Source organism: Mesorhizobium waitakense (assembly GCF_056431085.1).
In genome coordinates this window covers 214,431-240,847 of the sequence record NZ_JBWKME010000192.1, presented here as the reverse complement: position 1 = coordinate 240,847, position 26,417 = coordinate 214,431, and the positions used below count along the sequence as shown (strand labels likewise).

The 26,417-nt window shown below is 63.6% G+C and carries 30 protein-coding genes; 9 read left to right on the top strand and 21 right to left on the bottom strand.

Features of this window, described 5'->3' with window-relative positions; translation table 11 throughout:
• Positions 1–36: 36 nt before the first annotated feature.
• Together AC07FD_RS35710 and AC07FD_RS35705 are read left to right on the top strand one after the other, a co-directional pair.
• Positions 37–636 (top strand): class I SAM-dependent methyltransferase, encoded by a 600-nt coding sequence (locus AC07FD_RS35710; protein WP_478353670.1) that lies wholly within the window; start codon positions 37–39, stop codon positions 634–636.
• 49 nt (positions 637–685) lie between these two features.
• A complete protein-coding gene (locus tag AC07FD_RS35705; RefSeq protein ID WP_478353639.1) occupies positions 686–1,102 on the top strand; it encodes a DUF1761 domain-containing protein in 417 nt (138 codons plus the stop codon).
• 16 nt (positions 1,103–1,118) lie between these two features.
• Here AC07FD_RS35705 and gcvA read toward each other — a convergent pair whose 3' ends face one another.
• Positions 1,119–2,039 carry a transcriptional regulator GcvA gene (gene gcvA / locus AC07FD_RS35700; RefSeq protein ID WP_478353638.1) on the bottom strand — a complete coding sequence of 307 codons (921 nt, stop codon included), beginning with the start codon at positions 2,037–2,039 and terminating at the stop codon, positions 1,119–1,121.
• 130 nt (positions 2,040–2,169) lie between these two features.
• Between gcvA and AC07FD_RS35695 the strand changes: the two genes are divergently transcribed.
• Positions 2,170–2,433 carry a hypothetical protein gene (locus tag AC07FD_RS35695; protein WP_478353637.1) on the top strand — a complete coding sequence of 88 codons (264 nt, stop codon included), beginning with the start codon at positions 2,170–2,172 and terminating at the stop codon, positions 2,431–2,433.
• A gap of 107 nt (positions 2,434–2,540) precedes the next feature.
• Here AC07FD_RS35695 and AC07FD_RS35690 read toward each other — a convergent pair whose 3' ends face one another.
• Entirely contained in the window at positions 2,541–3,077 is a 537-nt protein-coding gene (locus AC07FD_RS35690) for a L,D-transpeptidase family protein (RefSeq protein ID WP_478353669.1), read from the bottom strand.
• Positions 3,078–3,221: 144 nt separating this feature from the next.
• Here AC07FD_RS35690 and AC07FD_RS35685 point away from each other — a divergent pair, with 144 nt between their 5' ends.
• Both AC07FD_RS35685 and AC07FD_RS35680 read left to right on the top strand, forming a co-directional pair.
• Positions 3,222–3,905: a response regulator transcription factor gene (locus AC07FD_RS35685; protein ID WP_023760937.1), complete on the top strand. Its 684-nt coding sequence runs from the start codon at positions 3,222–3,224 to the stop codon at positions 3,903–3,905.
• A gap of 118 nt (positions 3,906–4,023) precedes the next feature.
• A complete protein-coding gene (locus AC07FD_RS35680) occupies positions 4,024–4,479 on the top strand; it encodes a Crp/Fnr family transcriptional regulator (protein WP_478353636.1) in 456 nt (151 codons plus the stop codon).
• Between the two features lie 66 nt (positions 4,480–4,545).
• Here AC07FD_RS35680 and AC07FD_RS35675 read toward each other — a convergent pair whose 3' ends face one another.
• From AC07FD_RS35675 to AC07FD_RS35665, 3 genes are all read right to left on the bottom strand, one after another.
• On the bottom strand, positions 4,546–5,352 hold the full coding sequence (locus AC07FD_RS35675; protein WP_477284504.1) for an exodeoxyribonuclease III: 807 nt from the start codon (positions 5,350–5,352) through the stop codon (positions 4,546–4,548).
• A gap of 299 nt (positions 5,353–5,651) precedes the next feature.
• On the bottom strand, positions 5,652–6,332 hold the full coding sequence (locus tag AC07FD_RS35670) for an outer membrane lipoprotein carrier protein LolA (protein WP_478353668.1): 681 nt from the start codon (positions 6,330–6,332) through the stop codon (positions 5,652–5,654).
• 126 nt (positions 6,333–6,458) lie between these two features.
• Positions 6,459–9,131 (bottom strand): DNA translocase FtsK, encoded by a 2,673-nt coding sequence (locus AC07FD_RS35665; protein ID WP_478353635.1) that lies wholly within the window; start codon positions 9,129–9,131, stop codon positions 6,459–6,461.
• Between the two features lie 214 nt (positions 9,132–9,345).
• Here AC07FD_RS35665 and AC07FD_RS35660 point away from each other — a divergent pair, with 214 nt between their 5' ends.
• A complete protein-coding gene (locus tag AC07FD_RS35660; RefSeq protein WP_478353634.1) occupies positions 9,346–9,717 on the top strand; it encodes a hypothetical protein in 372 nt (123 codons plus the stop codon).
• A gap of 331 nt (positions 9,718–10,048) precedes the next feature.
• Here the strand turns inward: AC07FD_RS35660 and AC07FD_RS35655 are convergent, their stop codons facing one another.
• The 3 genes from AC07FD_RS35655 to tesB all read right to left on the bottom strand — a co-directional run bounded on the left by AC07FD_RS35655 (position 10,049) and on the right by tesB (position 12,867).
• Positions 10,049–11,404: an ammonium transporter gene (locus AC07FD_RS35655; protein WP_095084052.1), complete on the bottom strand. Its 1,356-nt coding sequence runs from the start codon at positions 11,402–11,404 to the stop codon at positions 10,049–10,051.
• Positions 11,405–11,435: 31 nt separating this feature from the next.
• Complete coding sequence (locus AC07FD_RS35650; protein ID WP_095084051.1) at positions 11,436–11,774, bottom strand: P-II family nitrogen regulator; 339 nt, start codon at positions 11,772–11,774, stop codon at positions 11,436–11,438.
• Positions 11,775–11,991: 217 nt separating this feature from the next.
• Positions 11,992–12,867, bottom strand: a complete 876-nt coding sequence (tesB, locus tag AC07FD_RS35645) for an acyl-CoA thioesterase II (RefSeq protein WP_478353633.1) — start codon at positions 12,865–12,867, stop codon at positions 11,992–11,994.
• 96 nt (positions 12,868–12,963) lie between these two features.
• Between tesB and AC07FD_RS35640 the strand changes: the two genes are divergently transcribed.
• A complete protein-coding gene (locus AC07FD_RS35640) occupies positions 12,964–14,223 on the top strand; it encodes a ubiquinone biosynthesis hydroxylase (protein ID WP_478353632.1) in 1,260 nt (419 codons plus the stop codon).
• Between the two features lie 155 nt (positions 14,224–14,378).
• On the opposite strand, the gene AC07FD_RS35635 is transcribed toward AC07FD_RS35640, so the two are convergent.
• The 3 genes from AC07FD_RS35635 to AC07FD_RS35625 all read right to left on the bottom strand — a co-directional run bounded on the left by AC07FD_RS35635 (position 14,379) and on the right by AC07FD_RS35625 (position 15,610).
• Positions 14,379–14,906 (bottom strand): hypothetical protein, encoded by a 528-nt coding sequence (locus AC07FD_RS35635; RefSeq protein ID WP_478353631.1) that lies wholly within the window; start codon positions 14,904–14,906, stop codon positions 14,379–14,381.
• A gap of 135 nt (positions 14,907–15,041) precedes the next feature.
• The gene (locus AC07FD_RS35630) at positions 15,042–15,398 is read right to left on the bottom strand and encodes a YciI family protein (protein WP_478353630.1); all 357 of its coding nucleotides are present in this window, start codon (positions 15,396–15,398) and stop codon (positions 15,042–15,044) included.
• Positions 15,395–15,610, bottom strand: a complete 216-nt coding sequence (locus AC07FD_RS35625) for a hypothetical protein (protein ID WP_478353629.1) — start codon at positions 15,608–15,610, stop codon at positions 15,395–15,397. Before AC07FD_RS35625 ends, AC07FD_RS35630 begins: the two co-directional genes overlap by 4 nt.
• 254 nt (positions 15,611–15,864) lie before the next feature.
• Between AC07FD_RS35625 and AC07FD_RS35620 the strand changes: the two genes are divergently transcribed.
• A complete protein-coding gene (locus AC07FD_RS35620; RefSeq protein WP_478353628.1) occupies positions 15,865–16,290 on the top strand; it encodes an OsmC family protein in 426 nt (141 codons plus the stop codon).
• Positions 16,291–16,428: 138 nt separating this feature from the next.
• On the opposite strand, the gene AC07FD_RS35615 is transcribed toward AC07FD_RS35620, so the two are convergent.
• The 7 genes from AC07FD_RS35615 to AC07FD_RS35585 form a co-directional block, all read right to left on the bottom strand.
• Positions 16,429–17,073, bottom strand: a complete 645-nt coding sequence (locus AC07FD_RS35615) for a YceH family protein (protein ID WP_478353627.1) — start codon at positions 17,071–17,073, stop codon at positions 16,429–16,431.
• Positions 17,074–17,145: 72 nt separating this feature from the next.
• The gene (locus tag AC07FD_RS35610; RefSeq protein ID WP_477284486.1) at positions 17,146–17,925 is read right to left on the bottom strand and encodes a succinate dehydrogenase iron-sulfur subunit; all 780 of its coding nucleotides are present in this window, start codon (positions 17,923–17,925) and stop codon (positions 17,146–17,148) included.
• Positions 17,925–18,362, bottom strand: a complete 438-nt coding sequence (locus AC07FD_RS35605) for a DUF3052 domain-containing protein (protein WP_478353626.1) — start codon at positions 18,360–18,362, stop codon at positions 17,925–17,927. The genes AC07FD_RS35610 and AC07FD_RS35605 overlap by 1 nt, the downstream gene beginning before the upstream one ends.
• 2 nt (positions 18,363–18,364) lie before the next feature.
• Complete coding sequence (gene sdhA, locus AC07FD_RS35600; RefSeq protein ID WP_478353625.1) at positions 18,365–20,203, bottom strand: succinate dehydrogenase flavoprotein subunit; 1,839 nt, start codon at positions 20,201–20,203, stop codon at positions 18,365–18,367.
• A gap of 1 nt (position 20,204) precedes the next feature.
• A complete protein-coding gene (gene sdhD, locus AC07FD_RS35595) occupies positions 20,205–20,600 on the bottom strand; it encodes a succinate dehydrogenase, hydrophobic membrane anchor protein (protein ID WP_478353624.1) in 396 nt (131 codons plus the stop codon).
• A 2-nt stretch (positions 20,601–20,602) separates the two neighbouring features.
• Entirely contained in the window at positions 20,603–21,007 is a 405-nt protein-coding gene (gene sdhC / locus AC07FD_RS35590) for a succinate dehydrogenase, cytochrome b556 subunit (protein ID WP_457150751.1), read from the bottom strand.
• A gap of 246 nt (positions 21,008–21,253) precedes the next feature.
• A complete protein-coding gene (locus AC07FD_RS35585; RefSeq protein WP_478353623.1) occupies positions 21,254–21,652 on the bottom strand; it encodes a hypothetical protein in 399 nt (132 codons plus the stop codon).
• Positions 21,653–21,904: 252 nt separating this feature from the next.
• On the opposite strand from AC07FD_RS35585, the gene AC07FD_RS35580 reads away from it, so the two are divergent.
• Positions 21,905–22,267, top strand: coding sequence for a hypothetical protein (locus tag AC07FD_RS35580; protein ID WP_457150749.1), 363 nt, complete (start codon positions 21,905–21,907; stop codon positions 22,265–22,267).
• 7 nt (positions 22,268–22,274) lie between these two features.
• Here the strand turns inward: AC07FD_RS35580 and AC07FD_RS35575 are convergent, their stop codons facing one another.
• The 3 genes from AC07FD_RS35575 to leuC all read right to left on the bottom strand — a co-directional run bounded on the left by AC07FD_RS35575 (position 22,275) and on the right by leuC (position 26,317).
• The gene (locus AC07FD_RS35575) at positions 22,275–23,471 is read right to left on the bottom strand and encodes a GGDEF domain-containing protein (protein WP_478353622.1); all 1,197 of its coding nucleotides are present in this window, start codon (positions 23,469–23,471) and stop codon (positions 22,275–22,277) included.
• A 76-nt stretch (positions 23,472–23,547) separates the two neighbouring features.
• A complete protein-coding gene (locus AC07FD_RS35570; protein ID WP_478353621.1) occupies positions 23,548–24,744 on the bottom strand; it encodes a GGDEF domain-containing protein in 1,197 nt (398 codons plus the stop codon).
• Positions 24,745–24,907: 163 nt separating this feature from the next.
• On the bottom strand, positions 24,908–26,317 hold the full coding sequence (leuC, locus tag AC07FD_RS35565; RefSeq protein ID WP_478353620.1) for a 3-isopropylmalate dehydratase large subunit: 1,410 nt from the start codon (positions 26,315–26,317) through the stop codon (positions 24,908–24,910).
• Between the last annotated feature and the right edge of the window lie 100 nt (positions 26,318–26,417).

Here is a 26,417-nt window from a genome sequence, read left to right as displayed (position 1 = left end):
AGCGCGAAACAATTCATCCTCGACAACACGGCGCTGATGGCGCCGCCGCATGTGCCGGAAATCCTGCTTCATCTTGCCGACGAGGCGCATGATTTGTGGCAGCGGACGGAGGATGAGCTGGTCGAGATCGGCCTGCCGCCGCCCTTCTGGGCCTTTGCCTGGGCCGGCGGCCAGGGTCTTGCCCGCTACATCATCGACAATCCGGCTGCGGTTCGGGGAAAGCGCGTGCTCGACTTCGCTTCCGGCTCCGGCCTTGTCGCCATCGCCGCGGCCAAGGCCGGTGCCGCCAGGGTGATCGCAACCGATATCGATCCTTTCTGTGCAACCGCGATCCGCCTCAATGCGCAGGCCAACGATGTCGGGATCGACTTCCTCGGCACCGATTGCATCGGCACCGATGCGGGATGGGACGTGATCCTGGCTGGCGATGTTTTCTACGACAATTCCTTCGCCGTCCGGCTGATGCCTTGGTTCGCAACACTGAAGGCGCGCGGCGCCGAGATCCTCGTCGGCGATCCCGGCCGGTCGTATATGCCGAAGGCGGGACTGGAACCGCTTGCGGTCTATGAAGTGGCCGTCACCCGGGCATTGGAGGATTCACTGGTCAAGCGCACCACCGTCTGGCGGTTTGCTTGACGCCTTCGCCGAACAGGCGTTCCATCAGATTTGCATTGGAGGGGGACGCATGGATTTTGAAGCAGTGAACTGGCTGGCGGTGATCGCCGCCGCCGTCGTCGCATGGTTGTTCGGCGCCGCCTGGTACATGGGCCTGAGCAAGCCGTGGCTGAAGGCCGCCAGGCTCGATCCCGCAACAATAAAGAAATCACCGCTGCCCTTCGTCATCAGCTTCATCGCCGAACTGATCATGGCCTACATAATGGCCCTGGTGGTCGGCGCGATGACCGGCGGCGAGCCGACATTGCTCGCCGGACTTGTCTTCGGCTTCGTGCTTTGGCTGGGCTTCGTCGCCACGACGCTCTCGGCCAACCACCGCTACCAGGATTTCGGCTGGGACCTGACCCTCATCGACGGCGGCCACTGGCTCGGCGTGCTGCTGATCATCGGCGTGGTTATCGGCTGGTTCGGCGCGGCGGCAGGCTGACGACCCGCCGCGATCGTCAGGTCTGCGTCCTGGCGACTTCCTCGAGAATCCATTCGCGAAAGGCGGCTATGCGCGGATCGTCGGCAGTGCTCTCGGGATAAACCAGGAAATAGGCGAACTCGGCTCCCACCCGCAGGCCGAGTTCAAAAGGCTGCACCAGCCTGCCTTCGGAGAGGTCGTTTGCCACCATGGCGAAATCGGCGAGTGCGACGGCATTGCCCTCGATCGCCGCCTGAACGGCATCGGTGGAGTTCCTGAACACGATGGTGCGGCTGTCGTCGAAATCGTTGATGCCGGCCGCCGCCATCCACATCCGCCAGTTCGGCCATGTCACGCCTTGCCGCGCCCATTCGATATGGGCAAGCGTGTGGTTGAACAGGTCACGCGGCTCGCGCAGCGGCGGACCGGACGTCAGCAGGCCCGGACTGCACACCGGGATGATGATGTTGTCGAACAGGCGATGGGCGCGGAGGCCCGCGTACTTCCCGACGCCGAACCGGATGCCGACATCGACGTCGTCGAGGTCGAAATCCCGCACCTCGTAGGCTATGTCGAACCTGAGCTCGATATTGGGGTGATGCCTGCGAAAATCGTCGACGCGCCGCATCAGCCATTTTGACGCGAACTGCGCGTCGAGCGTTACCTTCAGCAGTGTCGTGCCGCGGGTCAGCTTGCGTGCCCGCGAGACGGCCCGGCCAAGCAGGTCGAGTGCATCGATCGATGCCTCGAACAGCACCGTGCCCGCCGCCGTCAGCCGGATGGTGCGGCTGGTGCGGGTGAACAGCACGATGCCCAGTTGATCCTCGATTTCCTTGATCTGATGGCTGACCGCAGCCGGCGTCAGGCCGAGCTCGTCGGCGGCACGCGTGAAGTTGAGGTGCCGGGCGGCGGCTTCCAGCGTCCTCAGCGCTCGCGTTCCAGGCAGCAGGCGGGACATACCATCCTCAAACAAAACTTGACGATCTCGAAATAACTACTCGTTTCTCATTTAAATTTCAATGCGGCATGATGCACCCATCGCAGCACCATCAAACCGGATTTGATATCTGGATGAAACGGATCACGCCATGTCCCACATTGTCTTGAATGCGCCGGTACCCACGCCGGCCTGGCTTAGCGCGGTGCTTGACTGGTTTCGCCATGCCAGGGTCGCCATCCGCCTCGCCCGCCACGAAATAGCCCACCAGAACGTCGAGAACCTCTCCGATCGCCAGCTACGCGACATCGGCGCCGAGCGCCGTGACGTCGCCCGCGCCGTGGACAGGGAAATGGGTCGGCTGGGCCTGCTCGACATCGGCTGGCAGAAGCCAGGCAGGCGATTAGGGGAGTAAGGAAATAGGGCAGTACGGCAGAAGGGGGAGTTAAGACGGCACCGACACACATGCCCTACTGCCCTACTGCCCTACTGCCCTACTGCCCTACTGCCCTACTGCCCTACTTACCGCATTACCCTCATCACCGTCCTATCCGACAGCAGCGGCAGCAGCCGCGCCATCGTGCGTGCGGTCACCGCCACACACCCTTGAGTCGGCGTGAAGCCGGGGCGCGCCAGATGGAAAAAGATGGCGCTGCCGCGCCCACGCCGGCGTGGCGCCAGGTTCCAGTCTAGCACCAGGCAGGCGTCATAGAGGCGGTCGTCGCGCCGCATGCGTTCGTGGCTGGCGCCATAGGGGATCTTGACCGGCCTGTTATAGTTGCGGTCGTCAGGCACTTCGCACCAGCCCAGATCAGGCCCGATCGGCGTCATCGCCAAACGGGTCTTGCGGCCGCTGGAGAACTGATCTCCCCGGAAATAACCTGACAGGATCCGCATCGGGCCGAGCGGCGTGGCGCCGTCGCCCTCACGCTTGTCGGCCGAGATGCCGCCCCGCCCCAGCGCACACGCAAACACCGTTCTGCCGGCCTGCAGCAGGCCCTGGCTCGGGTTTCCGGGCCTCGCCCGCACGGTCAGCACGCGCAGCCCTTTTCGCAAAATTGCGCCGGCTGCATTGCGATCGCGTTTTTTCTTGTATGATCGTGCCACGGAACAAATCACTGTGATCGGCTGTTGTGCCGGTCAGCTTCCGCATAAAGAGACAGCGGTCAACTGAATTTTCTTTTCAAAACAACGGATTGATCCATGACTTCACGCACCATTCTAATCGTCGACGACGATGACGACCTGCGCGGCACTCTGGTCGAGCAATTGTCCCTCTACGAGGAATTTGACGTGCTGCAGGAATCGACTGCGGCAAAAGGCGTCGCCACCGCGCGCGGCGGCCTCATCGATCTGCTCATCATGGATGTCGGGCTGCCCGACATGGATGGCCGCGAAGCGGTGAAGATCCTGCGCAAGGGCGGCTACAAGGCGCCGATCATCATGCTGACCGGCCACGACACCGATTCCGATACGATCCTTGGTCTCGAGGCCGGCGCCAACGACTATGTGACGAAGCCGTTCCGCTTTGCCGTGCTGCTGGCGCGCATCCGTGCGCAATTGCGCCAGCATGAGCAGAGCGAGGACGCCACCTTCTCGGTTGGGCCCTACACCTTCAAGCCCAGCCAGAAACTGCTGATCGACCCACGTGGCGGCAAGGTGCGGCTGACGGAGAAGGAGGCCTCGATCATCAAATATCTCTATCGCGCCGACCAGAAGGTAGTGACACGCGACGTGCTGCTCGAGGAGGTGTGGGGCTACAATTCCGGCGTCACCACGCACACGCTGGAAACCCACGTCTACCGGCTGCGCCAGAAGATCGAGCGCGATCCTTCCAATGCGGAAATTCTTGTGACAGAAAGCGGTGGTTACAAGCTGGTTCCTTAAACATTTCATTATCCAATCAGCGGCCGGGCGGGACCGCATTCGGGTACGATCCAGTTGGAGGGGTTGTGGATCGTATCGCAGGGGAGGGAATGGACTGACCGTTCGGGGACACAGCTAGATGGCGTTGGATGACGACATTCGCATCCTGTCCGCCGTGAGGCTCTTCGAGGGCTTCACGCAGGAACAGTTGCGTCTGCTCGCCTTCGGCGCCGAGAACACAATATTGCTTGCCAACCACAAGCTTTACCGCGAGGACGACGAGGCCGATTCCGCCTATGTCGTGGTCAGCGGGCGCATCCTGCTCTATCGAGAGCAGAACGGCGAACGCATCCCGATACGTTCGGTCGGCCCCGGCGCGATCCTGAGCGAACTGGCATTGATCGCCGACAGCAACCGGCTGACCAGCGCGTCGGCCGAAATCGATTCGGAAGTGATACGGCTCAGCCGCAAGATGTTCCGCCGCATCCTGGAAGAATATCCGGAAATCGCGATGAATCTCCACCAGCGTATCTCCGAGGAATTTCAGACACTGATCCGCCGTATCGAGGAACTGGCGCCCCGCTTCTCTGACTAGCGGCAGCGATGAGCTGGTCATCCCGCTGCCAGGACCTTAGGGGTGAGGTCTGGCCGAGACGTAACTTTAATCGAGATCGAAGCGCGCGATGACCGGCACATGGTCCGACGGGCGCTCCCAGCCGCGCGCCAGGCGCAGGATCTCGTAGCCGGCAAAATCAGCCACCAGATTTGGCGACGACCAGACGTGATCGAGCCGCCGGCCACGGTCAGAGGCCTGCCAGTCCTGCGCGCGATAGCTCCACCAGGTGTAGAGCTTCTGCTCCTGCGGAATATTGAGCCGCATCAGGTCGACCCAGTTGCCGGCCAGTCGCATCGCCTCGAAGCTTTCCGTCTCGACCGGCGTGTGGCTGACCACGTTGAGCAACTGCTTGTGCGACCAGACGTCGTGTTCGAGCGGGGCGATGTTGAGGTCGCCGACCAGGACAGACCCGGACACCTCGTCATGCTCGGCACGGATGGCATTCATCTCGGCGACGAAATCGAGCTTGTGCTTGAACTTTCTGTTGATGACAGGATCCGGTTCATCGCCGCCCGCCGGAACGTAGAAATTGTGCAGCAGGATAGCCTTGCCGCCGGCCCGCACCGTCACCGACAGGTGCCGGCTGTCCTCGATCTCGCAGAAGCGGCGCCTTTCGACCACCTCGATTGGCCGCCGCGCCACCGTGGCGACGCCGTGGTAGCCCTTCTGGCCGTGGAAGGCGATGTGCTCGTAGCCGAGCTTGCGGAACGCCTTTTCGGGAAACAATTCGTCCGGAACCTTGGTCTCCTGCAGGCAGAGCACATCCGGCGCATGCTCGACAAGCAAGCGTTCGACGATCGGCATGCGCAGGCGAACGGAATTGATGTTCCAGGTGGCAATGGAAAAGGGCATTCGGCAATCCAAAACAGCGTATGGCCAGCCAGAACCGACAGACCCTGGCGGGCAAGACGCCTTTTGACGGAGTCAGTCCGGGAAACTGCCAGCCGCAAGCCGCAAAGACAAGCCGGCCCCCGCCCGGCGAGGCGCGACCCAGGGCTTTCCACAGCTATTGACGCGATTGGTCCTAGGGCGGTTCATCGTTTCACGGAAACGCAGAACCGCTCTATCTCTTTGTTTTGACTCAATTCCCCAAGGGAAAGCGCTGCGCGCTTTTCCCGGGAAAACCGTTTCACGCTTTTCCGAGATTTGCTCTAGCGCGCCTTGGTGTTGACTTCGCGATTCGCACTGTAGTCGATGGCGAAGGTGTCGGCGGCGAAGCTGACGCCTTCCTTGACGTTGAAGATCATCACCGTCGTGTCCTTGCCCTGTGCGTCGGTGATCGTCCACTGACGCAACTCGTAGGATTTGGGATCGAACATCATCGTGATCTTCGAATTGCCGAACACCGATTTGTCGGCGAGCTGGATGGTGGTGAGGTCGTCTTCCTGCTTGACGCTTTTGACGCGGTCGCCGGAGAGATCGATCTCGTCGTCGAGCAGCAGCTTCAGCGGCGTCTTCGACAGCGGATAGAGATCGGAGGTGTTAAGCCTCTTGTTCAGGATGACCACCGACTTGCCGTCTGAAATCACCCGGAAATTTGACGCGCCGTCATAGTTGAAGCGGATCTTGCCCGGCCGTTCGAGGAAGAACTTGCCGCCGGTCTGCTCGCCCTTGGGGCCGAACTGCACGAATTCGCCGCTCATCGATTTGACCGAGGAAAAATGGTCGGCGATCTTCTGTGCGGCCGGCGGCACGGCCGCCTGCGCCGAAGCCAGCAACTGGAAGCCGGGCATCACGTTGAAGGCTGCCGCTCCTGCAAACCCCAGGCCGAGCCCGAGCAACTGGCGCCGGGTGGGAGCAAAACTGCGGAGCGCTGAAGGATCGTTTTTCATGTCGGTCACTCTCATCTGATTCCTGAGTTGCCCTAGTGCTTGGACCCCCAGTTGGGCTGAAGTTTGGCGGGTCAGGCGCGCCTCATTCGCTTCAACGCCCTGAACGGTTCAAGGTTGCCCACGAGGTCAGAACTTGTCCTCTTCGGTCGGCACCAGGATCTCGCGCTTGCCGGCATGGTTGGCCGGGCCGACGATCCCCTCCTTCTCCATTTTCTCGATGATCGAGGCGGCGCGGTTGTAGCCGATGCCCAGCCGGCGCTGGATGTAGCTGGTGGAAGCCTTGCCGTCGCGCAGCACCACGGAAACAGCCTGATCGTAAGGATCATCGGAATCCTCGAAATTGCTGTTGCCGCCGCCACCGCCGGAGCCGCCCTTGCCCGACGGCTCATCGTCGTCCTCGCCATCATCCTCCGTGATGGCGTCAAGATATTCCGGCACGCCCTGCAGCTTCAGATGCGCGACGATCTTCTCGACCTCTTCATCGGCGACGAAAGGGCCGTGCACGCGCTGGATACGGCCGCCGCCGGCCATGTAGAGCATGTCGCCCATGCCGAGCAGCTGCTCGGCGCCCTGCTCGCCCAGGATGGTGCGGCTGTCGATCTTCGACGTCACCTGGAAGGAGATGCGGGTCGGAAAATTGGCCTTGATGGTGCCGGTGATGACGTCGACCGACGGACGCTGTGTCGCCATGATGACATGGATGCCGGCGGCACGCGCCATCTGCGCTAGGCGTTGCACCGCACCTTCGATGTCCTTGCCGGCGACCATCATCAGGTCGGCCATCTCGTCGATGATGACGACGATATAGGGCATCGGCTCGAGGTCCAGATTCTCCGTCTCGTAGATCGCCTCGCCCGTCTGGCGGTCGAAGCCGGTCTGCACGGTACGCGAGATCTTTTCGCCCTTCTTGTCGGCTTGCTGCACACGGGCGTTGAAACCATCGATGTTGCGCACGCCGACCTTCGACATCTTGCGGTAGCGGTCCTCCATCTCGCGCACGGTCCATTTCAGCGCCACCACCGCCTTCTTCGGATCGGTGACCACCGGCGTGAGCAGATGCGGAATGCCGTCATAGACCGACAGTTCCAACATTTTCGGATCGATCATGATCAGCCGGCAATCCTGCGGCGTCAGCCGGTAGAGCAGCGACAGGATCATGGTGTTGATGGCGACCGACTTGCCCGAGCCGGTGGTGCCGGCGACCAGCACGTGCGGCATCTTGGCGATGTCGACGATGACCGCCTCGCCATTGATGGTCTTGCCCAGCGCCAGCGCCAGCTTGGCCTTCGTCGTTTCGAAGTCGCGGCTGGCCAGTATTTCCCGGAGATAGACGGTTTCGCGCTTGGCGTTCGGCAGTTCGATGCCGATGGCGTTGCGGCCAGGCACCACGGCGACGCGGCAGGCGATGGCGCTCATCGAGCGGGCGATGTCGTCGGACAGGCCGATGACGCGCGAGGATTTGATGCCGGGCGCCGGTTCGAGTTCGTAAAGCGTGACGACCGGACCGGGGCGGACAGCGATGATCTCGCCCTTGACGCCGAAATCTTCCAGCACGCCCTCGAGCAGGCGGGCATTCTGTTCCAGCGCGTCCTTGGACAGGCTGGCATCGCGCACCACGTTCTTCGGTTCGGACAGGAAATGCAGCGACGGCATTTCGAATTTTTCCGAGCCGATCAGCGATGTCTGCGCCTCGCGCTGGACGCGGGCGCCCGGAGCCGGACGCGGCGCCGGCGCTTCGACGCGGGTGGCGGCATCGGAGCGGAACTGCTGCACCCTGGCGGTCGGCGCCGAACGGCGTTGCACGACGGGCTCATCGTCGAAATCGGCATCTTCGCCATTGTCGAAGCGATCGCCGAAGACATCGTCATCATCCGGGTCGACCGAAATGCTGCGGTCATTGACCATGGCGGCGAAGAATTCGGGCTCGACGCGGGCGCGGCCGTCCGGGCTCATCCGCGATTCGGCGAACTCGGCCGATTCGACCCGTTCGGCGGCACGCCGCCAGCCGCTCGCGCGCGGCTCCATCTCCGGCTCGTACTCCTCCCGCTCCTGCCTGCGGCGCACGGCGCGGCGGTGCATCCAGGCGCGCAGCGACAGCCACCAGTGGGTGATGGCGCCAAGCGCCAGAATGCCTTCGTCGCCTTCATCCTCGTCATTGTCGAACAAAAGGTCGTCCTCACGCGGATCGGCGGCAGGCTCGTCCTCCATCACGGCGAAGCCGTTCTTGCGTCCGATCAGCGCCGAACCATGGGCAAAGAGCCACAGCGCGGGCGCGGCCAGCAAGATAGCGATGATGCTGGCGAATAGCCCGGTCGGATAGCCGCCGATCACAACCCCGGGGATCTTCAGCACCATGTCACCGAACACGCCGCCAAGGCCGGTGGGCAGCGGCCAGGTCTTGGGCGGCACCACGCAGCCGGCCATTGCCGCGGCGAGCAGGGCGAAGCCGAACCAGGAAAGCCCGCGCCTGGGCAGCCTGTCGACGCCGCGCGCGGAAAACAGCAGGAAGCCCCAGATCACGGTCGGAACCAGCGCCGCGACGGCGGCAAGGCCGAAGAACTGCATGGCAAGGTCGGAGAATACAGCACCGGCATAGCCCATGGCGTTGGTGACGGTGTTGTTCGTCGCGTGCGAGAAGCTCGGATCGGCGACATTCCAGGTGGCAAGGCTGGCGACGCCGAAGGCGGCCAGCACGAACAGTCCGGCGCCGACCAGCCGCCCGACCTGGCGCCGCGCGAACGCCTGGATGCCGTGCCCCGTATCGGCCAGCGCGAGCGGTGCTGAAGCCCCTGAACGCATGCTCATCCCCGTCTGTCATTGCTTCGTGCGGGTGCGTGGCGCACTCCGGCAGATTCGGGTCTCAGACTATCGGCGGGAAGGTTAAGGGCGCATTAACTATAAGAGGTTGAGATGATCAAACCTCGTTACCGCCGGTTGAGCCGCTTGCTGCCGAGGAAAGCGACCCGGGAACGGGCCGTGACGTCGCCGCAGGGCCGCCATTGTGGGTAGAGGCATGCAATCTGTCATCCTTCGCGTGGCGGTTCTTGGCTGGGCAGGGCTCAGTCTCCTGCTTGCTTTGCACTGGTTTGTCGAACTCGGCATGGTGGGCTTCCCGGATGGCTACGTGACGCCCTTTGCAAGAGCGACCGGCCCCCTGCTGCACACCCTCGCCATCGCCTGTCTGATGCAGGGCCTGTATTTTCTGTACAGGGGTCTTTTCGGCCAGGGATTGGGATTGCTGGGGCTCGGCCTGCAGATTTTGATCGCGGCCGTCCTGACGGTGGCGCCTGTGCTGATTGTCAGGAATTGCCCTCATTCCCAGACATGCAGCAGCGCCTATGAGGCGCTGACAAACACCATGATGGACGACGGCGCCGGCGGATAGAGCTGCCGCTGGAACGATTTTGTTCGATTGATTCCTGCTCAAGCCAGCACGACGATCGTCCCCACAGTTCGGGGCCAGAGCGGTCGATGCTTCCTAAAAGAACTTCGTCACGCGAACTGATTGCCGGAATTTCGTCATCGGCAGAACGGACCAAAAAAAGAGGCCCGGAACGTGTCCGGACCTCAATGCGTGACCTCCTTTCGGGAGCGTCACGACGGGATCTTTCAAGGCAATTCCAGGAAAAGCGGCTGCGGTTTTCCGTTCGGAATTGCGTAGGCAGATAAGGGGCCGGCGGGAGGAGGGTTCCGCCGGCCCCTTGGCTAAGCTGGCCTTACGGCACCACTTCGCCATGCTGGGAGATGTCGAGGCCCTCGACCTCTTCCTGGGTCGTCGGACGCAGGCCGACCAGCGCCTTGACGATGTAGAGGATCACGAAGGTGGCGATAGCCGTCCACACGATGGTGACGGCGACGCCGTAGATCTGCTTGCCGAGCGAAGCACCCGACGACAGGCTGTTGATCGCCGGATCGGCCAGCACGCCGGTGAGCAGGGCGCCGATGATGCCGCCGACGCCGTGCACGCCGAACGCATCGAGCGAGTCGTCATAGCCGAACATGTGCTTGACCTTGACCGCCGAGAGGTAGCAGACGACGCCGGCGACGATGCCGACGATGAACGCGCCGGTCGGGTTGACGAAGCCGGAAGCCGGCGTCACCGCCACCAGACCGGCGACGGCGCCAGAGATGATGCCGAGCACGGAAGGCTTCTTGGCGACGATCCATTCGGCGAACATCCAGGCCAGCGCCGCCGCTGCGGTCGCAACCTGGGTGTTGAGCATGGCGGCACCGGCGAGGCCGTCGGCAGCCAGTTCCGAACCGGCGTTGAAGCCGAACCAGCCGACCCACAGCAGCGACGCACCGATGACCGAGTAGACCAGGTTGTGCGGCGCCATGTTGGTGGTGCCGTAGCCTTCGCGCTTGCCGAGGACCAGGGCGCAGACCAGACCGGCGACACCAGCGTTGATGTGGACGACCGTACCGCCGGCGAAGTCGAGCACGCCAGCCGTGCCGAGGAAGCCGCCACCCCAGACCCAATGCGCGATCGGCACGTAGACGACCAGCAGCCACAGCGCCATGAAGATCAGCAGCGCCGAGAATTTGAAGCGTTCGGCGAAGGCGCCGGCAATCAGCGCCGGGGTGATGATGGCGAAGGTCATCTGGAACATCGAGAAGACGAATTCAGGAATGTTCGCGACGCCCGGCAGCCACAGCGAGGCGGTGGTGATGCCGTGATGGAAGAATTTCGAGGTGCCACCGAGATAGGCATTCATGCCGCCGCCGTCGGAGAAGGCCAGCGAATAGCCGAACATGAACCACAGCACCGTCACCAGGCAGGTGATGGCAAAGCTCTGCATGATGGTGGCGAGCACGTTCTTCTTGCGCACCATGCCGCCGTAAAACAGCGCCAGGCCCGGAATGGTCATCATCAGCACCAGCGCCGTCGAGGTCAGCATCCAGGCGGTGTTGCCGGTGTCGAGCACCGGGGTGGGGGCGGCAGCCGGCGCAGCCGCGGCCGCGGCTGGAGCCGCTTCCTGCGCGAAGGCGGCGACCGTGCCCAATGCTGCGAGAGCGAGCGAGCCCAAAAGGGCGGCACGTCCCGTCGTCTTCAAGGTGGAAGGAATATTCATTGAACTCTCCATTGGAATACGTGTTCGCCGCTCAGAGCGCGTCGGTGTCTGTTTCGCCGGTGCGGATGCGCACCGCCTGATCGATACCGAAAACGAAGATCTTGCCGTCGCCGATCTGGCCGGTCTTGGCGGCCGCGGTGATGGCTTCGACGGCCTTGTCGACCACGTCGGCGCTGACCGCGACTTCGATCTTGATCTTCGGCAGGAAACTGACCGCGTATTCCGCTCCGCGATAGATTTCCGTATGTCCCTTCTGACGCCCGTAGCCCTTGACTTCGGTGACGGTCAGGCCCTGGATGCCGACGGCGGTAAGCGCTTCGCGTACCTCGTCGAGCTTGAACGGCTTGATGATTGCCATCACGATTTTCATAAGGTTTCACCCTTTGCTGTTGCGGTCCCCCGCGTTTGCACGACTTCACCGAACCCAAAGAGCCGGAGAGTGCCCACGAGGATTCAAGCTCCGTGCCAATTGCCGAAGCAGGGTGTTAACCTATTGTAAACAAAGGAATTGAGGTCGCTTGAGTGACGACGTGCCCGCTACGGCGGCACACCTATTGCTTAAAAATTAAGCAATTTTCTCAAAATGCCTACTCTGCAGGCGATCGTTTGAGCCGGATCAGCCCTTCTTGCGCAACCGAGGCGATCAGCGTGCCGTCGCGGGCAAAAAGCGAGCCGCGCGTAAAGCCACGCGACCCCTGGGTCGACGGGCTGTCTTGCGTGTAAAGCATCCAGTCGTCGAGCGCATGGCTGCGATGGAACCACATGGCGTGATCGAGGCTCGCCGCCTGGATATCGCGATCGAAAATGGCGCGGCCATGCGCGAAGGTCGATGTGTCGAGAAGCGTCATGTCGGAAAGATAAGCCAGCACCGCCGCCTGAGTAGCGCGATCCGCCGGCACCGGACCGGTCGTGCGGATCCAGATATTCTGCTTCGGCTCCAGCTTTTCGCGGCTGGTGTAGTGCTTCAGCATCACCGGCTTCATCTCGATCGGCCGGTCGCGCTCCCAGTAGCGCTTGATGCCTTCGGGCACCGCCTCGCCGAACTTGCCCAGCAATTCGCGCTGCGACAGCAATGTGTCTGGCCCCGGGACGTCCTGCGGCATCGGCACCTGGTGTTCGAGGCCGACCTCATCCTGCTGAAACGAGGCTTCCAGCGAAAAAATCGCCTGCCCGTGCTGGATCGCCACCACGCGGCGCGTCGTGAAGGAGCCGCCGTCGCGGATCCGGTCGACCTCGTAGACGATCGGCACCTTGGTGTCGCCGGGCCGCATGAAATAGCCGTGCAGTGAATGCACGTGGCGATCTGGGTCGACTGTCCGCTGTGCCGCCACCAGTGCCTGGGCGATGGTCTGTCCGCCAAAGACGCGCTGCCAGTCGAGCAAGGGGCTGCGACCACGATACAGATTGTGTTCCAGCTTCTCGAGGTCGAGAATGCCTAGAAGCTCGTCCATGGCAGCCGTCATATTTTCGCCCTTGCCGCAGAAGTGTTATGGCGGTTTCCGACAGGACGGACAGGCAGTCAAGGGCGCAAGCCCGGTCGCGTGGAAGGAGCGAAGAAGATGGAACGCAAGACCGACGCAGAAAACAGATCCGGGCTCGATGTTCTGGTCGCCGGTGCCGGCTATGTCGGCTTGGCCAGCGCCGTCTCGCTGAAGCAGGCGCGTCCGGGCCTTGCCGTCGCTCTGGTCGATGCCGCGCCCGCCGGCGCCTGGCAAAGGGATGGCCGCGCATCGGCCATCGCCGCCGCCGCCTGCCGCATGCTCGACCAGCTCGGCGTGTGGGCCGAGATCGCGCCGCAGGCCCAGGCGATCACCGAGATGATCATCACCGATTCGCGCACCTCCGATCCGGTGCGCCCGGTCTTCCTGACCTTCGACGGCGAGGTCGCACCGGGCGAACCCTTTGCGCATATGGTCGCCAACCGGGCGCTGAACGGCGCCTTGCGGGCCAGCGCCGAGAAACTCGGCATCGACATCATCGAAGGCGTCGCCGTGCAGGGTTTTGAGACCAACGGCGCCGGCATCACCGTGCATCTTGCCGACGGTGCGACGCTGAAGGCCCGGCTGCTGATTGCCGCCGACGGCGTCAACTCGAAGCTGCGCGACATGGCCGGCATCAAGACGGTGAAGTGGGAATATGGCCAGTCCGGCATCGTCTGCACGGTGGCGCATGAACGCCCGCACAATGGCCGCGCGGAAGAACATTTCCTGCCGGCCGGCCCGTTTGCCACGCTGCCGCTCAAGCCCGGCGAGGACGGCACCAACCGCTCGTCGATCGTCTGGGTCGAGCGCACGCAGGATGCCGAGAAGCTGGTTGCCGGTGACGATCTCGTCTTCGAGCACGAGCTCGAACAGCGTTTCAGCCTGAAGCTTGGCGAGATCCGGGTCGCAGACAAGCCGCGCGCCTGGCCGCTCGGCCTGACCATCGCGCGCGCTTTCGTCGCGCCGCGCATCGCGCTCGCCGGCGACGCCGCCCACGGCATCCATCCTATCGCCGGCCAGGGCCTTAATCTCGGCTTCAAGGATGTCGCCGCTCTGGCCGAAGTGATCGTCGAGGCCGACCGCCTCGGCCAGGACATCGGCGCGCTCGACGTGCTCGAACGCTACCAGCAGTGGCGGCGCTTCGACACCGTGCAGATGGGCGTCACCACGGATGTGCTGAACCGGCTGTTTTCCAACGACATCGGCCCGCTGCGCACCGTCCGTGACATCGGGCTCGGCCTGGTCGAGCGCATGCCGCGGCTGAAGGAGTTTTTTATCCGTCAGGCATCGGGATTGTCCGCCGGGACGCCGCGCCTGCTGAAGGGCGAGGCGATCTGACACCGACATGCCAAGGTGTGTTGAGATTCAGGTCAGGCCGAGCCGAGAATGGTGAGTTCCGAGAACCGGAGCGGAGCGTACTTTGGGTACGTGAGCACCGGAAGCGCAGGGAAGTCGCCGTTCGCAGGCTAGCCTCACCTGAATATCAGCACACCCTAGTTGACCTCGAAGCCCAGCTTCTGCCGCAGCCGCAATATCCTCTGGTCGGCGATCTCAAGGCGTTTCTCGCCACCTTGCGCGGCGCGGTTGACCATCTGCAGCAGATCGTTTCGCTCGGTCACATCGAGCCGTTCGCGCAGGAACGGCGCCAGCTTGTCGATGACGATCGTCGTGTCGTCGATCTGTGACGCGGCCCATTTGGCGTAGATCACCGCCTCGTCGGTCTTCTTCTTGTCGGCGATCTCGGAAATCACCGCGCGAATGACCGCCTCGCGCTGCGGTAGCACAGGCCCATCCTCGGAAACGATGGCGGTGATCAACGTCGCGGCCGCCACCACCGGATCGTCGATCGCCGTCAGCGGCGACAGGGCCGCCTGCTTGCGCAGCTTCTTGCGGCGCACGGAGCCCTGGACCCTACCGATGACATCGGCAACGTCACGCGCCGCCTCGTTCATCGCCTTCATCCGGTACCACCAGAACGCCGCCGCGCCCAACACGCCAAGGATAGCAATCAGGAAAGGCATGAAGAATCCCCCAAAATCCCGGTGACGATAGGAGAACTCTTGCCTTGCATCAACGCGCAAAAGTTGCGAGCGAACCGAGACGTTCGCTTGACCGAACGCCCTGGTTTCGAAGTGGCCGCAACGCATGGCACGGATTTATGATCCCGGTATGTCGTAGATGGCGCGGACCTCGATGGTGCCGAGTTCGGCCAGCGGAATACCGGCGGCAATGTCCAGTGCCTCTTCGAGATCCCTTGCCTCGACCATGACGAAGCCGAGCAACTGCTCCTTGGTCTCGGTGAAGGGCCCGTCGGTGACCAGCCGCTTGCCCTGGCGCCGTCGCACGGTTTTGGCTGACGTCACCGATTGCAACGCCTCGGCGACGATCAGCAGGCCTTTCTCCTCGAGCGATCGGTCATAGGCCAGCGAATCGGCGTTGAGCTTGGCCGACCCTGCCGGGGTCAGCGCGTGAAGATCCTTTTCCTCACCATAGACCAGGCAAACATATTTCATTTCGAGCTCCCTTGCTGTGTCGAGGCGACAAGTGGGTCGGCCCGGCCCTTGCCCGCCGCCGCATGGTCGAGAATGCACACCGCAACCCCGATGATGGCAACCGCCGCCAGAAACCGGCCGAACGCCGGCGCGGGCTGGTGCATCCAGTCGGCCTCCTGTCCACCGGCTCCGCGGCCTGCTTTCTTCCAATGCGCACAAAACAGCATATCCATGTGATCCTCCATCCGGCCATCAACTTGCGTGGCCGCCCGCAGGACGGGCGAGGCGGATCAAAGTCGACATTTCTGCACGCGCATTTTTTAAAAAGAATCGAGGCCGCCGCCGTCGACACCCGTGCAGTGGTCCAAAGAGCGCAGTGGCCTTCGCGTCTGCGCGCGCTATAGTTGACCGGACGCCGGCTCCAACTCCGATCACAAGCCCCGGCAACCCGCCACGACAACCCACCACGACAACCAAGGAGGAATTCATGGACCGCACCGCAAACGCCGTCTGGAAAGGCAATCTGAAAGAGGGAAACGGCACGCTCGATACGCAGAGCGGGGCCCTGAAGGGCACGCGCTATTCGTTCAAGGCGCGCTTCGAGGACGAGAGCGGCAAATCCGGCACCAATCCGGAAGAGCTGATCGCCGCGGCGCATGCCGGCTGCTACGCTATGCAGTTCTCGCACTTCCTGGCTGAAAACGGCACGCCCGCCACCGAGCTCGACGCCAAGGCCGTGGTGACGCTGGTTCCCGGCACCGGCATCACCGGCAGCGCCCTCACTGTGGTCGGCAAGGTGCCGGGCATCGATGCGGCCAAGTTCAAGGAACTGGCCGAAAAGGCCAAGGCCGAATGCCCGGTCTCCAAGGCACTCGGCGCCATAAAAGTGTCGCTCGACGCCAGGCTTGGGTGAGAGCCCGGATTATCATCTCTGTTATGACGGCTTTCTCATTTTGCCGGGCAAATCTTTGGCAGCGTCGGCGATCCTTCGCGCCCCCTCTGCCCTGCCGGGCAGAGGGGGGCGCTGGCCCGCCAGCGTCTCGAATGATTGTTAGCGGCCTTCGCCGGTCAGCGCCTCGATGAGAGTGCGCAGCCTCGCAACTTCTTCCTCGAGGGTACTAATGCGCTCTTCGAGGCCGGAGACCGATGGGCCGACCGACGGGGCCTGGTGCATGGCGATGGCAGTGATCTGCGGTGCCCCGCCCAAAAGATGCATAAAACGCTCCTCGCGCTGGCCGGGGCCACGCTCGATCAGCACCACCAGCGGCGGCCGGCGGCCGATCAGCAGGTCGAGGTCGGTGCGGAGCGCCTCGATCGACGAAACCCGCGCCATGCGCTCGGCCCGCGCCAGCAACTCATGCGCCGTCTGCGCGCCGCGCAACAGCATCAGGCCGATCAGCGCGATCTGCGCCGAGGTCAACGAGAAACGCTGCGCCACCTGATGCTCGTAGCGCTCGACGCGCGAGGCGAAGACCTGCCGGACCAGGCCCTTCTGCTCCAACTGGCTCAGCGCCCGCCTGACCTCGACAAGTTCGACCCCCATCACCGGCTCGCGCGCCGTCTTCTGGTTGGCTGCGGCATGCGCGCCGTTGAGCGTCAACGGATAGACATCCGGCGTCAGCTCCTTCTTCTCGATCAGGCAGCCGAGCACGCGCGCCTCGACAGGGGAGAGAATGGGAAGGTCGGTATCTGTCATAAGGTCGCTATCCTTCTGAGGCCGGCGGGACAGCACCCCCCTCTGACGGATGAGGCGATCTGCCCACCGAAACTACACCCGCCGTTCCACCATCATCTTCTTGATCTCGGCGATCGCCTTGGCCGGGTTGAGGCCCTTGGGGCAGGTCTGCGCGCAGTTCATGATGGTGTGGCAGCGATAGAGCCGGAACGGGTCTTCGAGATTGTCGAGCCGCTCGCCCTTGGCCTCGTCGCGGGAATCGATCAGCCAGCGATAGGCCTGCAGCAGCGTTGCCGGGCCTAGATAGCGGTCGCCGTTCCACCAGTAGCTTGGGCAGGAGGTCGAGCAGCAGGCGCACAGGATGCACTCGTAGAGGCCATCCAGCTTTTCACGCTCCTCGTGGCTCTGCAGCCATTCCTTGGCCGGCTCCGGCGATACCGTCTTCAGCCACGGCTGGATCGAGGCGTGCTGGGCATAGAAATTGGTGAGGTCGGGCACCAGGTCCTTGACCACTTGCATATGCGGCAGTGGGTAGACCTTGACGGCGCCAGAAATGTCGTCGCAGCCCTTGGTGCAGGCGAGCGTGTTGGAGCCGTCGATGTTCATGGCGCAGGAGCCGCAGATGCCCTCGCGGCAGGAGCGGCGCAAGGTCAGCGTCGGATCGATCTTGTTCTTGATCCAGAGCAGTGCGTCGAGCACCATCGGCCCGCAATCGTCCATGTCGACGAAATAGGTGTCGATGCGTGGGTTCTCGTCGTCGTCCGGCGACCAGCGGTAGATGCGGTACTCGCGCAGATTGGTGGCGCCTTCCGGCTTCGGCCAGGTCTTGCCCTGCTTGATCTGCGAGTTCTTGGGAAGCGTCAGTTCGACCATTACCTGCGGTCCTTTCGGATGACGAGCTTCAGCCCGGACCAGATTTCATTCACTGCCGCGACCTTGACATCGACAAGGTCGCGCTTCAGCGCCTCGGCGCGAACGACACCCTCGGTGACGTCGGTGGCCACCTTCGATGCCTTCTTCGGCCAGGACACCCAGACCATGCCGTCGCGCTTGATCGCCGCCTCGACATCGCCGAGACGATCCTCGATCTCGGCACGCTGCCGGGTGAAGGCATGAACGGCATCGTATTTTTGGGTCGTTCCTAAAATCTCCGACCAGGCTGCCAGCCGGTCGACATCGGCAAAGGCCACGGCGCCGGCGAGGTCGTCGAGTTCCGGTGGCAGCGCGATGAAGGCGGCGGTCATCCCGTCCTTCAGGCCGAGCTTGGCCGGAAGGGGCGTAGCGGAATATCCCGAGGCCGCCAGCGCCATGGTCAGTACACCCTGGCCTTCGGCGCGATCTTGGCGAGACTGATGCCGCCGTCCTTTTCCGCCAGCAGCGGCTCGGTATGCACCGGCCGGTAGGACAGCGTCACCTTGCCGTCTTCGCTGAGCCGGGCCAGCGTATGCTTGCGCCAGGCCGTGTCGTCGCGTGCCGAAAAGTCTTCCCGCGCATGCGCCCCGCGGCTCTCCTTGCGCGCCTCGGCGCTGTAGACCGTTGTGATGGCGTTGGCCATCAGGTTTTCCAGTTCCAGCGTCTCGACCAGGTCGGAGTTCCAGATCATCGAACGGTCGAACACCTTTATGTCCTTGAGCTCGGTCCAGATTTCCGAAATGCGCTTGCAGCCATTCTCCAGCGATTCCTGCGTGCGGAACACCGCCGCGTCTTCCTGCATCGCCCGCTGCATTTTCTCACGCAAGCTTGCCGTCGGCGTCGAGCCGTTGGCGTGGCGCAGGCGGTCGAATCGGCCCATGATCTTTTCGACAGAGGCTTCGTTGGGCGCCGGGATCGCCGACTTGCGGTCGATGACCTGGCCGGCTCGGATCGCGGCCGCGCGGCCGAACACCACCAGGTCGATCAACGAGTTCGAACCCAGCCGGTTGGCGCCATGCACCGAGGCGCAGCCCGCCTCGCCGACCGCCATCAGGCCGGGCGACACCTTGTCCGGGCTCCTTGGTGTCGGGTTGAGCACCTCGCCCCAGTAGTTGGTCGGCACGCCGCCCATATTGTAGTGCACGGTCGGCAGCACCGGGATCGGCTCCTTGGTCAGGTCGACGCCGGCAAAGATCTTTGCCGATTCCGAAATGCCCGGCAGCCGCTCGTGCAGCACGGCCGGATCGAGATGGTCGAGGTGCAGGAAGATGTGGTCCTTCTTCGGGCCGACGCCGCGCCCTTCGCGGATCTCCAGCGTCATGCAGCGCGAGACGACGTCGCGCGAAGCAAGGTCCTTGGCCGACGGCGCGTAGCGCTCCATGAAGCGCTCGCCCTCGGAGTTGACGAGATAGCCACCCTCGCCGCGCGCGCCTTCGGTGATCAGGCAGCCGGCGCCGTAGATGCCGGTCGGATGGAACTGCACGAACTCCATGTCCTGCAGCGGGAAGCCGGCGCGTGCCGCCATGCCGCCACCGTCGCCGGTGCAGGTGTGCGCCGAAGTCGCCGAGAAATAGGAGCGGCCATAGCCGCCGGTCGCCAGCACCACCATCTTGGCCGAGAAGCGGTGGATGGTGCCGTCGTCGAGGTTCCAGGCGACGACGCCGGTGCAGGTACCGTCCGGCTCCATGATCAGGTCAAGCGCGAAATACTCGATGAAGAACTGGGCGTTGTTCTTCAGCGACTGGCCGTAGAGCGTGTGCAGGATGGCGTGGCCGGTGCGGTCGGCAGCCGCGCAGGTGCGCTGCACCGGCGGGCCCTCGCCGTAATTCATCATGTGGCCGCCGAACGGCCGCTGGTAGATCTTGCCCTCCTCGGTGCGCGAGAACGGCACGCCATAGTGCTCGAGCTCGTAGACCGCCGCCGGCGCCTCGCGCACCAGATATTCCATGGCGTCGACATCGCCCAGCCAGTCCGAGCCCTTGACGGTGTCGTACATATGCCACTGCCAGGAATCGGGCCCCATGTTGGATAGCGAAGCGGCAATGCCGCCTTGCGCCGCCACCGTGTGCGAGCGGGTCGGGAACACCTTGGTGATGCAGGCGGTGCGCAAGCCTTGTTCGGCCATGCCGAGCGTGGCGCGCAGGCCGGCGCCGCCGGCGCCGACGACCACGACGTCGAATTTGTGGTCGACATAGGTGTAAGCGGAACCGGTGTTGGCTCCTTTTGCGTCCTTGGCCAACTCAGCCTCCGAATGTCAGCTTGAGCAGGGCGAAGATCGAGGCGACGCCGACCGCTATGGTGAAAAATGTATTGAGCGCGATCAGCGCCAGTTTCATGCCTTCGCCATGCACGTAATCCTCGATGATCACCTGCATGCCGAGCCGCATGTGGATGAGGCCGGAGATGAGCACCAGGGCCAGCACCAGCGCCACGAACGGATTGGCGAGCGATGCCCGCACCTCAACGTAGCCGCCGCCGTTGAGCGCGGTCAGGAAACCGACGAAGAACAGCGTCAGCGGGATGTTGGCGATGGCAGTGAGGCGCTGGCGCCAGAAATGCCCGGTGCCCTCGCGGGCGGAACCCAGGCCGCGGACTTTCGCCAGCGGCGTGCGCATGTCGGTCTTGCCAGTGCTCATGATCAGGCTCCCCGCGCCATATAGCCGGCGATCCAGATCAGCAGCGTGAGCAGGACCGAGCCGGCCAGCGTCGCCCAAGCGATCTTCGAGGCCGTGTGCTTCTCGAGGCCGGCGCCGGTGTCCCAGACCAGGTGACGCACGCCACCCAGCATGTGGTGCATCAGCGCCCAGGTGTAGCCGAACAGGATGAGCCGGCCGAGCCAGGTGCCGAAGGCCCAGTTGACCCAGTCGAACGTCGGCTGCGAGCTTGCCGCCGCCATCAGCCATATGGCGACCAGCAGCGTGCCGAAATAGAGCGCGCCGCCGGTGATGCGATGGATGATCGACATCGTCATGGTGATCGGCGGCCGGTACACGGTCAGGTGCGGCGAAAGCGGTCTTGCGCGGGTGGCTGGTGATTTGCTCATGGCTCCCCCAGTTCGGCGTCCCTGGAGCCTCAGGTGGAAATGCGGCACTGCCGCTTCCGGATGCGACTTCGGACAGCCGGTTTCTAATGCTCTTTTTGCACCGCGTCAAAGCCAGAAAACCGTTTCGAAAACGTAATTTAGTCTGACTAAAAGGCAGGCGCAGGCTTCAATCGATTAGCGGTGATTGGGCCGAAGCCGGCTCGCTATTGCTGCAGTGCAACATACCGGTCCGACATGGCCCCCAAGTCAGCGCTTACAGGTCACCGGCGTCGACCCAGCCTTCATGACCAGCGCTTCGCGGCCATCGATCACAATCGCGTCATGCGCCTGCTGGTAACGGCTGTTCTGGTTGGCCGGCGAGGCCTGCAGATCTTCGCTGGTACCGTCGGACCCGAGAACATGCACCGAGGTGCCGAGATTCTCGATGGTCATCCTGCCGCCATCGGCGCAACTGTAGGTCGCGGTGCGCGGCTGCGGCGAGGTCATGTCGGTGACGGCGCCGCCCGCCGAGGCGGCAGGCGCCAGCGAGAACGACGTAGCGGCCCTGTTGCCGGCTCTCGGAGGATCATTCTGCGGCACGCAGGCCATGGCGACCAGAAGCGGCAACAGGACAAGCGTCACCCGAAACGTCCGGCCTGGCGCCATATGCTGTCCCTCCCGCGCGGCAAACTGGCCACGATGCGTTGCCAAGATCAAGATCGTCAGACGCCGAGCTTGACGCCGGCCGCGATGGTGCGGCCAAGCATGGCCGAAAGATGGCCACCGGGTTTTCCACCCAGTCGGATATTAACCATGTTTACCGAGACATCGCCGCGAAACGCGCCGGCCTCTTAACAAAGGTTAAGAAAAGGTTAATTTCTGATTCGAGGAGGCTTTCCTCTAAGCAAGGAGGACGCCATGCGTTCGAACTCGGAAAGAATGCGCCTTGCGGCGCTCATCGTGGCGGCTTCCGTCGTTGGCCTGGCGGCGCCAGCGCTCGCCGGCGCACGCCACCACGACCGCGTCTACGCCGATTCGCTCGGCAATCTCGTCATCGACAGCGCCGCCGGCTACAAGCGCATCCTGGTCGGCGAAGGCAAATTGGCCAAGCAGCTGTCCGACTACACCAGCGCCGGCCAGCCCAAGGTGATCTATGAGAATGAATCGGACGAAATCACCGGCTCCGGCGATTGTTACCGGCCGCCGGTGTTCGTGAAAGGGCGCAGCTATATGTACGGGCTTGCTGATGGCGAGATGCCCGAGCTCAGCCCCTGCCAGTGATGCGGATCTAACCAGCGCCGGCTGTAATCTCTCTTCCGCCGGCCGGCCCGGCGGAGACACGCACACAATCGCGCCCGGCATTCTTCGCCTGGTAAAGTGCCTGGTCGGCGCGCCGCATCAGACCGGCAAAATCTTCGCTCGGATGAAGCTCGGCGACGCCGAAGCTTGCCGTGCAGCGATTGTCCACCGGCAGTCCATCGATGGGCAGCGCGCTGAAAGCGCTGCGCGCGCCCTCGGCGAACAGCCGGGCGGCGGCAAGGTTGGTTCCCGGCAGGATGATGGCGAACTCCTCGCCGCCGATGCGGCCGGCGACATGGTGGCCGGCGGCGGCCTCGCGCAGGAAACCGGCAAAGGTCTCGATCACCCGGTCGCCGGACGCATGGCCGAAGCTGTCGTTGACGCTCTTGAAATGATCGAGGTCGGCGATGACCAGCGCGACCGGCACGCCTTGCCGCACGGCGCCCAGCACTGCCTGCTCAGCGTGGCGGGCGAAGCCGCCGCGGTTGAGCAGGCGCGAAAGCGTGTCCGTCTCCGACCTCGACGTCACCTCGGCGAGCACGTCGCGAACCAGGATGGCCAGAATCAGCAGCGCCAGCGCCAAGCCAAAGACGGTGCCGAGCGACTGAGACACCAGCGCGTAGTTGCTTTGCAGATAGGCCTGCGGGTTGGCGCCCCAGCCGCCGAGCGCATGCGCGATGAACGGCTTTGAGGCAAACTGCAGCCCGCTGGCCGCTAGCACCGCCATCAGGATGCGGTCGAGACGGGCGTGCCTTTGCCGCGACGACCACACGATCACGAGACCGATGAACTGCATGACCGCATAGGGAAGCTGGTAGGCCATCATGCGGGCCAGCGACTGGCGCGGCAGGCCCTGCACGAAATACACCGCGACAGAGGTGGCGACGAGGAAGAACAGCATCTGCTTCCACGGCGGCGACACGCCGTATTTGTGCGCCAGCCCGCCATTGAAGGCGATGGTGGCGCCAAGGAACACCGCGAAGGCGGCGACGACCACCGGCCGCGCGTTGTCGAAGGCGGGGATGCTGAATTCGATGGCGAAATACACCATACCCAGCAGATAGCCGAACGCCAGCCAGCGCGGCGCGGCGCGGCCGGCCTCATGCAATGCGACCGCGATGAAAGACGCCGCCAACAGGCCGGCGACCGACACATTGATCAACAGGATGAAATTGGCGCCGCTCATAGTCTTCCCGAACCCGCGCCGACAGCTAAGCATCGAGCGGCGAAGAAGACGTTAACGCTGGCCCAGCCGGGCGGGATCAGCCCACCTTGAGTGGCTCCGGCACGAACACCGTTTCCGGGCGCTCGTAGGACAGGCGCACGCTGTCGCGGCCATTCTTCTTGGCCTTGTAGAGCGCATCGTCGGCACGGCGCATCAGCGGCTCCAGCGCCTCGTCGCCGCTGCGGGCCGCCACGCCGAAGCTGGCTGTCACCTTGGTGCCGGCAGGAAGCCCGTCGACCTGGCCGGCCGAATAGACGGTGCGCACGGCCTCGGCGAACAGCCGCGCGGCGGCGAGATCGCTCAACGGCAGCAGCACGGCAAACTCTTCGCCGCCGATACGCCCGGCAACGCCGCGCGTCCCGGCGGCCAATCGAAGCTTGCTGGCGAAATCGGCGATCACGCGGTCGCCGGCCGCATGCCCGTGTACATCGTTGAGCGCCTTGAAATGATCGAGGTCGGCCAGCACCAGCGCGACCGGGAAGCGGGCCGTTGCGCAGTGCCGCAACAGCTGCATGCCCCGCTCCTCGAAGCCGCGGCGATTGAGAAGACCCGACAGCGGGTCGGTATAGGTCTCGGTCTTCAGCGCCTTCATCACATCAAGTGCCGCGGCGGAGAACAGGCAGAGCGCAATCAGCAGCGACAGCAGAGCATGCGACAGCAGCGCCGTCGTCCAGTAGGACGAGGCATAGAAGCCGTCATAGCTGGTGAAGGGTCCGTGCGCTATGACGACGACAAGGGTGCGCACGAAGAAGTTCAGGCCCGACAGCAGCGACAGCGCGAACAGGATGTTTTCGGTCGGGCCGTTGCGGCGAACCGGGCGCAGTTCGGCGGCGACCAGAAGACTGATCCCGCCGAAAGCGAAATTCATCGCCAGGATGCGCCAGGTGAGATCCGGGGCGACGAACAGGAACCAACAAAACGACGCCAGGCCACAGCCGGCCAGTACGCCGATCCCGACATAGGGCACCATGCGACCATAGCGGTGGATGATGGCGCTGGACAAACAGCAGCTGGCAACGGTGAAGCAGATGTTCGACGTCAGTTTGGTCAGCTGCATGCCGAAGGGCAAGGTGAAATACTGCAGCAGGAAGCCGACCGCCGAGAGACCGTAGCTGATCGCCAGCACGGCGAGATATGGGCGGTGGCGTTGATAGGACCATAGCACGAGGAAGGCCGCGCCGAGTGCCAGCGCGATCGTCGGATTGAGCAGCGCTATCAACAGGCCGGTGTCCAAAGGACTGTGACTTCCCCTCGCTTACGTCAGGGAAGACCTTAGGGTGCAAGCCCAAACAAGCAGTTAAGCGAAAGCTGAATATGCAACGGAGCGGATGAAAAAGACCCCGGAGCCGCAAGGCGGTCCGGGGTCTGGCATGCATTAGAAGCCGAAGGCTCCAGCGTTATTTCCACTCGCGGATATCGACGAAGTGGCCGGCGATCGCCGCCGCCGCCGCCATCGCCGGCGACACCAGGTGGGTGCGGCCCTTGAAGCCTTGCCGGCCTTCGAAATTGCGGTTCGAGGTCGAGGCGCAGCGTTCATGCGGCTTCAGCCGATCGTCGTTCATGGCAAGGCACATCGAGCAGCCCGGCTCGCGCCAGTCGAAGCCGGCGGCGACGAAGATCTTGTCGAGGCCTTCGGCTTCCGCTTGTTCCTTGACCAGGCCGGAGCCGGGCACGATCATCGCATCGACATGCGGACTGACCGTCTTGCCTTCGACCACCTTGGCGACGGCGCGCAGGTCCTCGATGCGGCCATTGGTGCAGGAACCGATGAAGACGCGATCGAGCGTGATGTCGGTGATCCTGGTGCCAGGCGTCAGCCCCATATAGTCGAGCGCGCGCTGCTTGGAGGTGCGCTTGTTTTCATCCGAGATATCGTCCGGGTTCGGTACGATGCCTTGCACGGACACGACATCCTCGGGCGAGGAGCCCCAGGAAACGATCGGCGGCAGCTTGGCCGCGTCGAGCACGATCACTTTGTCGAAATGAGCGCCCTCATCGGACTGCAGCGTCTTCCAGTATTCGAGCGCCGCATCCCAGGCCGCGCCCTTCGGCGCACGCGGCTTGTCCTTGACATAGGCGAAGGTCGTCTCGTCGGCGGCGATCAGGCCGGCGCGCGCGCCGCCCTCGATCGACATGTTGCAGATCGTCATGCGGCCTTCCATCGACAGCGAGCGGATCGCCTCGCCGGCATATTCGATGACATAGCCGGTGCCGCCGGCGGTACCGATCTCGCCAATGATGGCGAGGATGATGTCCTTGGCGGTGACGCCTTCAGGCAACTGGCCATCGACACGCACCAGCATGTTCTTGGCCTTGCGCTGGATCAGCGTCTGCGTCGCCAGCACGTGCTCGACCTCGGACGTACCGATGCCATGCGCCAGCGCGCCGAAGGCACCGTGGGTCGAGGTGTGGCTGTCACCGCAGACGATGGTCATGCCGGGCAGCGTAAAGCCCTGCTCCGGGCCGATGATGTGGACGATGCCCTGGCGGATATCGTTTTCCGAATAATACTCGACGCCGAAATCCTTGGCATTCTTGGCCAGCGCCTCGACCTGGATGCGGCTTTCCTCGTTCTTGATGCCGAACTTGCGCTCGGGCGAGGTCGAGACATTGTGATCGACCACGGCCAGCGTCTTTTCCGGATGCCGGACCTTGCGGCCGCTCAGGCGCAAGCCTTCGAAGGCCTGCGGGCTGGTCACTTCATGGACGAGGTGGCGGTCGATGTAGAGCAGGCAGGTGCCGTCGTCCTGGCGGTCGACGACATGGTCGTCGAAAATCTTGTCGTAGAGGGTGCGCGGTGCGCTCATGTGCGTAAATCCGTCGATATGAGAATGGGAAGGAGCAGATGCCGGACCATCAGTCCGGCGAAACGACCTGGACAGGTCGGCCTAGGGTAGTCGGCTGGTC